Raw genomic sequence first — 11,988 nt, 5'->3', positions numbered from 1 at the left:
CATGTGAGAGTAGGTCATCGTCAAGCTTCTACACCAAACCCCCGATCATCAATAGATGGTCGGGGGTTTGTCTTTGATGGGTACGAAAAGTTCGACTAGTTTTTACTATGGGCGTGGCGTTAGCGAAGTGGCCAACCGCCGCTAGGGGATCTGTAGCGGTCAACCCATCCCGGACAGTGGGTTGAAGTTTTTCTTCGGCTACCGCAGGCTGCAACCCGCCGTTGAGCTGGTGCGGCCCGATCCAGCTGTAGCGATGCGCCAGGTACTGGCTGATGTCCCGCTGAGCTTCTGGGTCGTCATGTAACCGGTCGGTGATAACCGCTCCATCGGCGCGTTGTCCCAGCAGTTCCCTCTGCGGGCTCATGCTCTGCTGCATCCGGTAGCGCCAGAGCCGTTGGCGGAACAGTCGGCTAACGTTCAATCGGCCGTCGCAACGTATGGGCTACGGCCTGGATCTCTTGGGCACTCCAACGAGACAGGTCGGTGCCTTTCGGGAAATATTGCCGCAGAAGGCCGTTTGTATTCTTGTTCGTTCCGCGCTGCCATGGACGGTGAGGATCGGCAAAGAAGACTTTCACTCCAGACTCGATGGTAAAGCGGACGTGATCTGATAGCCCCTTTCCACGATCCCAAGTCAATGATCGCCACAGATGAGCGGGTAAGCCAGTCACGGCTTTCTTCAGTGCATTCGTCATGGTAACAGCACCGTAGCCAGCAAGAGCGGGGCCGTTCTTCGTCCGTGGAGTAACCCCATAATCTTCCTCGCGAGGCAGATGAACGAGCATGGTAAGTCGGCTTGAGCGCTCGACCAGCTTCCTGATCGCGGATCGGTTCAGACCGATGATCAAGTCACCCTCCCAATGCCCAGGTATAGCACGATCCTCCAGCCCTCGCTGACGTGTGTCCATGCTTTGGCCTGCGCCCTGGCTCTTGGTCCGCGCAACGCCCGCCCAGTGCGCAGGCAACTCACCGGCTCGCGCTTGAGAGCGCCTCGACCCTGAATGTAGAGAGCCTGATATATGGTTTCGTGAGAAATGCGCATGGACTCGTCATCCGGAAGTCGATCTGCAGCCGATTGGCAATCTGTTCAGGCGACCAACCATTGACCCATTTACGGTCACCGCGATGTGGTTTATTTCGTCCCTTGAGCGGTGGCTGTAGAGGCCCGGCAATCTCACGGCCATTAGCGTTATGAACCTTGTCCTCCAAGCGCTCTAGCACATAGTTGTGCAGTCGCGGGTTGGTCACCAGTTTCGCCGGCTTCGGTCTCTTGGCAACCAGCTCCGTCTTCCACTGCGACTGAAGCGCGATACTCGGGATGGCCGCCACGAGTTGCTGCGTTACGGGTCAGCTCTCGTGAAGCTGTCGACGGGCTTCGTCCAAGACGGCGAGCAACCTCACGCACACCAACGCTCTGCGCTCGGAGCAGCCCAATTTCTTCTCGCTCAGCGAACGACATGTACCCTCCGGATATGTGGTTCGACATGACAATGGCATCCCGCTGCGATGACGGAACTAGCGTGTACCTACCGCTGATGATACGCCAACGGCCTCTGCCGCCTTTTCGCTTGTGACCCCTGTTGCGATCTGCTTCCAAAATAGCCGCTCAATCTCACGGCGAAGTGACGGCGCACCTGACGAGCGCATTGCTCCTCACTCCGTCAACTCTGATCCACCCTGCTGGTCGTTGGACTTGCCCCTACCAAACCGGACACCAACTCCCCGCTAAATTGATGCTGCCGCCAAGCGCCTGAATTCCCTTGGCGATCAAGGCGCTGTGCGGATGCTGCTCGTTGTAATGCTCGAAGGCAATCCTCAGGTTGCGCAATGCTGTTTCTCGATCCGGCTTGGGCATGTGCGCCACGTAATCGCGCTTGATCGTCTTCACGAAACTCTCTGCCATACCGTTGCTCTGCGGGCTGCGTACCGGCGTGGTCACCGGCTGTAAGCCGATCTGTCGAGCAAACAGGCGCGTCTGCTCGGCGATGTAGGCCGAGCCGTTATCGCTTAGCCATTGCACCGGTGTTGTCGGCAGTTGATCGCCAAAACGCTTCTCCACGCTTTCCAGCATCAGGTCACGGATGTCATCACCGCTGTAACCGGTCGGGCTGGCCACCCAGCCGATGACTTCGCGATCACAGCAGTCCAGGGCGAAGGTCACGCTCAGTTTCGCCCCGTCGTCGCAGCGGAACTCAAAACCATCCGAGCACCAGCGCGTGTCGCTGGTGTTAACGGCGATACGGCCTTCATGCCGGCGCGGGACGCCGGGCTGTTTGATGCGCCGCTCAAGCAGCAGGTTGTGATCACGCATGACCCGGTAAACCCGTTTCACGTTGATGGCGGGTAGCGAATGGGTGTCACGTGCGCGGCGCAGCAATCCCCAGACACGACGGTAACCGTAGCTGGGCAGTACGCTGACTTGTTGCTGGATTTCAGCGACGAGCGCCGTATCGTTCACCGGCCTGCTTCGCCGTACTTTGGGCGATACCGATTGCTTGAGCCGAGCCGTTAATTGCGAGCGCGCCACACCGAGACATTCACTGACCCACTTCACTGGTCGTCCCCCGGCAACAAGGGTGAGTGCGCAATCCATTTTCGCGAGCGGGCGATCTCCACGGCCTCTTTGAGGATTTCCGCTTCCATCGTCTTCTTGCCCAGCATCCGCTGTAGCTCACGGATCTGCTTGAGCGCATCGCCCAACACGGACGCCGGCACCACGGCCTCACCGGCGCTGACCGCCGATAAACTTCCGTCCTGGTAAAGCTTGCGCCAGTGGAATAGTTGATTGGCATTAACGCCGTTGCGCCGGGCCACCACCGAAACGCTATTTCCTGGTTCAAGACTCTCGCGAACCATCGCCAGCTTTTGCTCTGCACTCCAGCGGCGTCGCCGCTCCTGACCCAGTAGCTCACCACTCTTGTCGCTGCTGTTAGTCATAAACATGCCCGTTTGCCTATCCCTTATCGTAAGGGGGAAACGGTGTCCTGTCTTTCAGGGGGCTCGTTCAGTCGTCCCATAAACACCTCCATGATTAAAGGTGTTGCGACGACCGGTTGAATTTATTGTGGGAGCCCTGATCCGAGTGGAACAGCACACATGCTGTGGTTGCCGCGTTGTTCGTAGGCCATGTCAAGGGCCTTGATCACTAGCTCGACATCTGGCTTGGCGGAGAACGTCAGCCGATGACTCTCCGGGCAGTTCGTCTGACATTAAGAGAAGCGATAGCCTTTTTTAATATCGTTTTCTCCCGTTCCAGTCGGTTGATCCTGGCTTCCGGCTCTCGGATCTTCTGCTGCTCGGACGTCAAGCGCCTTGTTCTTCGGCGTGACGTCTTGGAGGTTGATCCAACACCAAGGCAGTTGTCGGCCGAAAACGGTACGTCGTTGCTTATTCATCGAACTTCTCTTCATGACGAGGATTCGCCTAAATCGGTATCCGGGACCGGTAGTCCACTACAGACAGCGCCTTACCGAATGGCAGTAGGATGATGTGGCCCGAACTTTGCTTTTGTCTGGACACTGTCAAATATTTGCCTTTTCCAGGCTATTTTCAAGGTATCTTATGGGCGATATAAGCGGCAAAAACATCCTGATTTTTCGAGCTTATGGTATCTCGGTAAACCATTTCGCAATTGAAATCGCTATTGCGGGTCAGCTAAAGCAGCGGGGAGGTAATGTCTCTTGGCTCGTATGCGACGGCGTCTTTGAGCAATGTGATCATCACTGGCAATTGATTAATAAAAGTGATAAAGAAGCTGCGTGTAAAATTTGTCATAATGCTGCTTTAGATAGGCAGAGTTACTATTCCTTGGAAATGTCCGGTTTAACCGAATATTTGACTAATGAAGACTACGAAAGCGTATTAAACTGGAGCGAAAGTCTAAGGGATTCGGTGCTTGATGAAGCTTGTTTCGAGGGTTTTCCGGTGGCTTCTTGGTGCCGTTCTTCGGTAAATACTCAATTGCGGTGCGCTAGTATCGATTATTCAAATCTGATTCATGTCGCTGCATTCAAGCAGTACCTGCGTAGTACTGCTCTTGCGCTTTTGGCTTACCGTAAGTATCTGCAAATAAACCCTGTCGATTACATTCTGATGATGAATGGACGAACGTTTGCTACCAGAATGGTCTTAGAAATTGCAAAGTTAGAAAAAATTCCTGTCGCTATCCATGAGTTTGGTCGATCTGAAGAGACCCGAATTATGCGGGCTAATGAAAATTGTCACTCTTTGGTCGGGTTTTCACGTGCATGGGATGATTGGCGGGGGCGGGCTCTTAGCGAATCTGAGGCGGCGCAGGTAAAGCAGCATTTTCATAATCGGGTAAACGGCCGTGTTGACTATGCATTTAACTCCAAGAATAAAGTTCCAGCAAATGAGTTTCTAAGTAGACGCGGTCCCAATCAAAAGCTTTTTTCGTTATTTACCAGTTCGACTGACGAGATCGCATCCGCAGAAGGGTGGGGTTGGAAATTTTCTCAGCTAGAGTGGATTCGTGAGGTTGTAAATTATTTTAAAGAAAGATTGGATTCGTATCTGGTTATCCGTTGCCATCCTAATCATGTGAACCAGTTGATGGGGGTTGATAAGCAATTTATAGATGGCCTAAAAACGATTAGTGTTACCTCGAATATATTGATTATTTGGCCAGAGGAGCCGTGTGATACATACAGCCTAATTCGCCTCTCAGAGGCGATATTTGCGTTTTCCTCGACAGTTGCATTAGAAAGTACTTTGCTGGACAAACGGGTTTATTTGGGTGGTGGTGGGCTGTATCGTGGGCGTGGCATATTTTGGGAGTCAAATTGCGAACTGACTGATGTAGGAAATGAGGTTGAGAAGTTCTTGGTGGCGGAAGATCGAAATTGCAATCGGGAGGTTGCGGAGAGATTTTATTATTTCTATTTTTTTCGGCAAGTTTTTGATGTGCCATTCATAATTAGAGGTGAGAAAGGGCTTTTTTGTCAGCCGGAAGCTTTTACAAATTTAGCCGAATCAGCTTTGATATCGGCGTTGATCGATTTCTACTGCTACGGAAACGATTTTTTCCCTGTCGTGCCAAGCGAATCCGCTGTCGAGCATTGTCTCGAATCGGTTAGCGACGTACTGTTTACTGTTATTTTAACTACGTTCAATCGTCCTGCGCTGCTACTAGATGCGCTAGATAGTATTTCAAATCAGACGTTAAAGCGGTTCGAGGTGGTCTTGGTCAACGACCATGGCGATCCGGTTGAGCCACTCCTCGCTAACTATGATTTCCCCATTACTTATATCCTTCAGCCGCGTAACCAGGGCCCAGCAGCGGCACGAAATACGGCATTGCGTTTGGCGCGCGGCCAATACGTTACCTATCTGGACGATGACGATTGCTTCCTGCCCGATCACCTTCAGGAGTTAGCCCTGGCGATAGAAGCAAACCCCGGGCGGGTCGTGTATGCGGATGCCGTATTCATTATTGAGAAAGTGGATGGGACTGTCCGTACGGAGCTGACTCGTGAGCAGCGTTATGCTCATGATGAATATTCCCGAGAGCGTTTGCTTGTTGATAACTATATCCCGGTCAACACGTTTGCCTGTCCTCGGTCGATCGCGGTCAGTGTAGGTGGCTTCGATGAATCGCTGAGTGGCTTGGAGGATTGGGATTTTATTATGCGGCTTGCGGCGCGCACGCCCTTCCATCACGTGCAACGTGAGACCGTTCAGGTTCGCATGCGTAAAACTGAAACAACAAATGGGCGTCGTTCCGAACATGCGCTCATGGATTATCCCCGTCTCTACAGTGAGCTCTATTCGCGTCACTCTGATTTGGGCAGTGAAGCTGTGCGTAGCGGTCGGCGCGCGATGTTGAGACGTTTTGGAGTTTCGGATTTATCAAGAAATAATCAACCTGCAAGTCTAAAAGACTGGCTAGAAGCGCGTGTTTTATCGCCCGTACAAAAACGCTTGGTGAAGGAGCGCTTGGAACAGAGCGGACAGGGGCCATCCTTCGGCGTATTGCTATTGGATCTGGAGGCGGATCGCCAGAACGTTCTGACAACCCTTGCTTCGCTTAAGGAGCCGCATAACCTTTACGCTAATATCGAGCCTGTGGTGTTCACTGTTAGTGACTCGCTTGTCGGGTCCTTTGATGGCGGGATTGTTAATGTAACCAAAGCCAACTGGATATTTCAACTAAACGAATATCTGGCCACGGCAAGTTTCGATTGGCTTGTTCTAGTGAAGGCAGGGGATGAGTTCACTTCCGGCGGATTTCTAATGGCTGGATTGGAGCTCTTAGGCGCCGGCGCCGATTTCCGTGCTATATATTGTGATGAACTATACCGCCAGGAAGATGGGTCTTTGGGGGGCGCGTTCCGCCCGTCCATGAATCTCGACTATTTACTTAGCTTTCCCGCAGGTATGGCGCAACATTGGATTTTCCGTCGGGAAGCGCTGGTTGAAGCTGGCAGTTTCGATCCGGCATTTCCAGAGGCGTTAGAGCTTGAGCTGATTCTGCGTTTCGTAAATGTTGGCGGCTTGGCGGGAATGGGTCATGTTGACGAGCCGCTCCTGATCACATCGGCCCCAGCGCTAGTTAACGTTGAGAAAGAACAGCGAGCTGTTATCAATCATCTGCACGAGCGTGGGTACCAGGATGCGAGTATCGATACTTCGCTACCAGGGCGTTACTTAATAAATTATGGCCATGCTGATAAACCTTTGGTCAGTATCTTGATTTCCGTGGAAGATCAGCTGCCAATATTGCTGCGTTGTGTTACTAGTGTGATGGAGAATACTCGTTACGCAAACTATGAAATTCTTTTGCTTGAACATAGTAGAGCCTCTCGAGAAGTTCGTGAGTGGCTGGTCGGGATTGAATCGATGGCGGAGCAACGCATCCGTGTACTGCGTTTTCCAGAGGAAGCAGGCCAAGACGCCATATGTAACCAGGCAGCTGCTGTTGCGCAAGGTGAATATTTGGTGCTGCTTTCGCAGTGTTGTGCGGTGATCAGCGAAACGTGGCTCGACGAGATGCTTAATCACGCTCTTCGCCCCGAAGTTGGCATCGTGGGTTCCGAGCTGATCAACAAGGAAAGCACCATTAGCCATGCAGGGCTGGTGCTGGGGTTGCGAGGACCTGCAACAAGCCCGTTTGAAGGCGAGGCTCTGTCGTCTGCCGGATATATGCAGCGGCTGCAAGTGGAACAGAACTACAGCGCGGTGAGTTCTGACTGTTTAATGATATCGAAAGAACTTTGGAACGCTATCGGGGGGCTAGATGAAGCTGGGCTAAGCGGTACGCTTGCTGGGGTTGATCTTTGTCTAAGGGCTCGTGAAGCTGGTTTCCTGACGGTGTGGTCGCCTAGAGTCAAGATGATGATAGGGAGCGAGCCTAAGGCTTCAAGTGTGGAAGAGGCGGATGCCTTATACGCCAAATGGCTGCCGTTACTTGCCCATGACCCCGCTTATAACGCCAATTTCTCTCTGGTTCAGCCAGGGGGCTTCAAGTTAGCCGATACGGCACTGTCCTGGCGACCGTTAGCGACCTGGCGGCCTTTGCCCGTAGTTTTGGCACACCCGGCAGATCAGTTCGGCTGCGGTCATTATCGGCTGATGCAGCCGTTCAAGGCGCAGCAGGACGCCGGCCTGATTGATGGTGCGCTGTCTATGGGGCTTATGCATGTCGCAGACCTTGAGCGATACGATCCCGACGTTATCTTGTTGCAGCGCCAGATCAGCGAGGAGCGTTTAGAAGCGATGCGTCGCATGAAGGCATTTTCGCGTGCGTTCAAGGTATACGAATTGGACGATTATCTGCCGAACCTGCCTATGAAAAGCGCACATAAACAGCACATGCCGAAAGATATCGTGAAATCGCTCCGTAGAGGTCTGAGTTATGTAGATCGCTTCGTTGTTTCAACCGAAGCTCTGGCGGATGCTTTTTCCGGTTTTCATCACGATATCCGGGTTGTTGAGAACAAGCTTCCGCCTAATTGGTGGCTAGGGCTTCAAGGGCAGCGAAGAACAAGCAAGCGCCCTCGTGTTGGCTGGGCTGGTGGTGCCGGTCATACAGGCGACTTGGAGCTGATTGCCGACGTAGTGAAAGCGCTTGCGGGCGAGGTGGACTGGATTTTCTTTGGGATGTGTCCAGAGAAGCTCAGGCCTTACGTAAAGGAATTTCATGCAGGGGTTGAAATCAGTCTGTATCCCGCTGCGCTGGCTCGCTTGAATTTGGACCTGGCGTTAGCCCCGCTCGAGCAAAATCTGTTCAACGAGTGCAAAAGTAATCTGCGGCTGCTCGAATACGGCGCATGTGGATTTCCCGTCATTTGCAGTGACGTAGGTAACTATCGAGGCGGTTTACCAGTGACCCGGGTGAAGAATCGCTTCAGGGATTGGGTCGAAGCGATCCGTATGCACTTGGCTGACCTCGACACGACCGCTCGCCAAGGCGATGAACTGCGCTCCGCTGTGCTCCGCGGTTGGATGCTTCAAGACGCAGCGCTGACGGATTGGCGCAGTGCTTGGTTGCCCAGTTCGCACTGACTGTTCCGCTCCCTGCATCAAGCTGGTCCCCGTGAGGGGCCAGCTGTTTAAATTTTTCTTCGATCACAGCCACATTTGCCTACTTGTTGCTGCGTCAGCCTTTTCGCAGTCTTCGCCAAAATGCATCAAATTTTTAGCTAAAGCTTCCTGGCGCATCGCCGATATCAATTACGAATGCGAACTCAATGGTTGCCTGAGCATTGCAGGCTAGGGTCGCAACCCAGGCACAACAAGCTAGGTCCGATGGAGGACACACATCATGGCTTTGACCGTAAACACTAACGTTGCTTCCCTGAACACTCAGCGCAACCTGAACAACTCTTCAAACGCTCTGTCGGTGTCGATGCAGCGTCTTTCTACCGGTAGCCGGATCAACAGCGCCAAGGACGACGCCGCCGGCCTGCAGATCGCTAACCGTCTCACCAGCCAGGTGAATGGTCTGGGTGTCGCGGTCAAAAACTCTAATGACGGCATCTCCATGGCGCAGACGGCTGAAGGCGCCCTCCAGCAATCCACCAGCTTGCTGCAGCGTATGCGCGACTTGTCGCTGCAGTCTGCCAACGGTTCCAACAGCAGTGAAGAGCGCACGGCGCTCAACTCTGAAGTCAGTGAGCTGAAGAAAGAACTCGATCGTATTGCTAACACCACCAGCTTCGGTGGCAAGAAGCTGCTTGACGGTAGCTTCGGCACCACTACTTTTCAAGTGGGTAGTTCCGCTAACGAAACCATCAGCGTCAAAATTGATGAGATGAGTTCGAAGGCGCTGGATGCGACCTACACCAGTGGCGCTGTAAGTATGGATACTGCTGTTAGCGGTGCAGCTGTTACGTTTGATACTACTACTGGTAAAGCAACCACCTCCGGCACGATTGCGATTACCGTTAATGGGCAGGGGTGGAGCGAGCCTCGCACCTATAAAGCGACTATTGATAAGGGTGACACTGGCGCAGAAGCCACTGATAAATTGGCCACCCTTATCAACGATGCAAATATCGGTGTAAGTGCGTTTAAGCCGACCGCGGCTGGCGCTGCAAGCGGCACGCTGAACTTGGTTTCGACCGATTCGTTTGCTGCAGGATCCGGCAGCGTAAGCGAAAACTCGGTCTTCCTTGGTTTAGGAGAGGATGGGGCTGCTAGTACGGATGTGCCAACGGCAAGCGGCGCGGTTACGACCAATATCCAGGGCATCGACATCGGAACAGTTGAAGGGTCACAGAAGGCCATCATCGCTATCGACCAGGCGATCGAGTCGATCGATGCCCAGCGCGCAGACCTCGGCGCCGTGCAGAACCGTTTCGATAACACGATCGCGAATCTGCAGAATATTTCGGAAAACGTTTCTGCTGCCCGTGGTCGCATTCAAGACACGGACTTTGCTGCCGAAACTGCCAACCTAAGCAAGAACCAGATCCTGCAACAGGCTGGTACCGCGATCCTTGCCCAGGCCAAGCAGCTGCCGCAGGCTGTTCTGAGTCTACTGCAGTAATCGAGCAGAAGGCGTTAACGATGGGGGCAGAGCGAGCTCTGTTCCCATTGATTCATTAGAGGTGAATCAATGGACGTCGGAAAGATATCGGGCGGAAACACATCGCCCATGACAGCTGGTTCTTCACCCAGCCTCTTCGAGGAGGTTGGGTTTTCTGCGTCTGAAGATCCAGGTCAGCAAAAGAAAGCGGCGGATGCGAAACCGTCCGCGGACATGACTGATCTGGTCGAGCGGTTTCGTTCACAGGTACAAAGTATCCAGCGTGACCTTAACTTCAGCGTCGACGATTCGACCGGCGATGTGGTTGTGCAGGTCATCGATGGCGATTCGGGCAAGGTCGTTCGGCAGATACCGTCGGAGGAGATTCTTCGGCTTACCGAGCGGTTGGATGAAATGCGCAGCTTGATGTTCGAAGCCAAGGCTTAAACGGTACGTTTCTTGTATCGGCATGAGAGCTAACATTTTTTTGACGAGGTATGGCTATGGCTGGCGTAACAGGTATTGGTTCGGGTATTGATATCGACAGTATCGTGTCCAGCATGGTCGCGGCTGAGCGTGCTCCTAAACAAACGCAGCTCGCTAACCTCGAAAAGAAAACCACCACCCAGATAACAGCTGTCGGTGCCTTGAAGGGCGCTATCAGTGAGTTCCAGACGGCACTTGGTTCATTAAACAAGGCTGACCTTTTTCAGGCGCGCTCAGCGACATCCAGCAAGTCGGATCTGGTTGGCATTACCGCCAGTACCCAGGCTGGTGCGGGTAGCTATCAGGTTGAGGTGAAAAGCTTAGCGGCGAGCAGCAAGGTCGCGTTGCAGTCGTTTGAGAACTCGGTGGATCAGCCGGCTACTTTCGGCAGCGGGACGCTGACGGTAACGGTGGGCCAGCAGGACAAGGCCCTGAACATCGACGTCGACGAAAGCAACAACACCTTGGCCGGTATTCGCGATGCGATCAACAAGGCCGGCGTAGAACTTGGCGTGTCTGCCACTATCGTTACGGACGACACCGGTGCTCGACTTGTGTTGAGCAGCACAGCAACGGGCAAGGGTGAGGATATAACCGTTCAGGCCACGTCGTCAGATCCTGCTGCGGGCCGTTTCGATTTGACTGATCTCGAAACCAGCGCTCTAGTCCAGAAACCCGAAGCGGACGGCTTGACCGCGGCGCAGTATCAAGATGCGCTGGCTGCGTATGCGGCAAACCCAGGGCCGAAGATGCTGCAAATGGCTCAAAGTGCCCAGATAACCGTCGATGGAATGGTGGTGACCAGCAAGACCAATACGATCGAAGGCGCCATCGATGGCGTCACGCTCGATCTCAAGGCTAAAACGGCAGACAACGAACCGCTAACCATCAGTGTTGCAGAAGACAAGGCGGGCGTTAAAAAGCAGATCCAGTCTTTTGTCGACAGCTACAACAAGCTGATCGGCGTGATCAACGCGCAGACCAAGGTTACAAGCGTGGGTGATGGCAAAACGCCTGTTACCGGCGCTCTAGTGGGTGATGCCACGGCGCGAACGTTGTTGGGGACGATTCGCAGCGAATTGACCAATGTGCAGAGTGACGGCGCGCTCCGTGCGCTGGCTGATCTGGGCATCACCACGCAGAAAGACGGCACGCTGAAGATCGACGATGCCAAGTTGAGCAAGGTAATGGACAGCAACTTTACCGAGCTGCCTGCATTGTTCACTGGCGAAAAAGGCCTTGCGAGCCGACTGGATGCAAAGCTCAAGCCCTACACTGAAACTGGCGGCATTCTCGAGCAACGCAATAAGCAGATGACGGATACTATCTCCGGTATCGACAAGCAAAAAGAAGATCTCACCCGGCGCATTACCTCTCTGCAGGACCGGCTCTACAAGCAGTTCAACGCGATGGACTTGCTGGTTGGGCAGTTGGCCAACACGTCAAGCAGCCTTATTGCTTCGCTGGAAAATCTGCCATGGGCGGCGGGTAATTCCAAAAGATAAATTGCTTTG

4 protein-coding genes and 4 pseudogenes are annotated in these 11,988 nt (G+C 53.4%); 4 read left to right on the top strand and 4 right to left on the bottom strand.

What is annotated here, in order from left to right; genetic code table 11:
- Window positions 1-159 precede the first annotated feature (159 nt).
- The 4 pseudogenes from PSTU_RS20295 to PSTU_RS22245 form a co-directional block, all read right to left on the bottom strand.
- Window positions 160-412, bottom strand: a pseudogene (locus tag PSTU_RS20295) (IS3 family transposase); the annotation flags it as partial.
- Window positions 413-431: 19 nt separating this feature from the next.
- Window positions 432-1,497 (bottom strand): annotated as a pseudogene (locus PSTU_RS20290) (IS30 family transposase); the annotation flags it as partial.
- A gap of 228 nt (window positions 1,498-1,725) precedes the next feature.
- A pseudogene (locus PSTU_RS21135) lies at window positions 1,726-2,937 on the bottom strand (IS3 family transposase).
- A 271-nt stretch (window positions 2,938-3,208) separates the two neighbouring features.
- Window positions 3,209-3,326 (bottom strand): annotated as a pseudogene (locus tag PSTU_RS22245) (IS3 family transposase); the annotation flags it as partial.
- Between the two features lie 235 nt (window positions 3,327-3,561).
- Here PSTU_RS22245 and PSTU_RS0101960 point away from each other — a divergent pair.
- From PSTU_RS0101960 to fliD, 4 genes are all read left to right on the top strand, one after another.
- Window positions 3,562-8,523 (top strand): glycosyltransferase, encoded by a 4,962-nt coding sequence (locus PSTU_RS0101960; protein ID WP_237709823.1) that lies wholly within the window; start codon window positions 3,562-3,564, stop codon window positions 8,521-8,523.
- 259 nt (window positions 8,524-8,782) lie between these two features.
- Complete coding sequence (locus PSTU_RS0101955; protein WP_019339369.1) at window positions 8,783-10,009, top strand: flagellin; 1,227 nt, start codon at window positions 8,783-8,785, stop codon at window positions 10,007-10,009.
- 69 nt (window positions 10,010-10,078) lie between these two features.
- The gene (locus PSTU_RS0101950; protein ID WP_192827003.1) at window positions 10,079-10,435 is read left to right on the top strand and encodes a flagellar protein FlaG; all 357 of its coding nucleotides are present in this window, start codon (window positions 10,079-10,081) and stop codon (window positions 10,433-10,435) included.
- Window positions 10,436-10,491: 56 nt separating this feature from the next.
- A complete protein-coding gene (gene fliD / locus PSTU_RS0101945; protein WP_019339367.1) occupies window positions 10,492-11,979 on the top strand; it encodes a flagellar filament capping protein FliD in 1,488 nt (495 codons plus the stop codon).
- Window positions 11,980-11,988 lie beyond the last annotated feature (9 nt).

It is taken from the genome of Stutzerimonas stutzeri SDM-LAC (genome assembly GCF_000235745.1).
Taxonomy (GTDB): Bacteria; Pseudomonadota; Gammaproteobacteria; order Pseudomonadales; family Pseudomonadaceae; genus Stutzerimonas; species Stutzerimonas stutzeri_H.
This window is presented reverse-complemented; position numbering and strand designations above follow the sequence as displayed.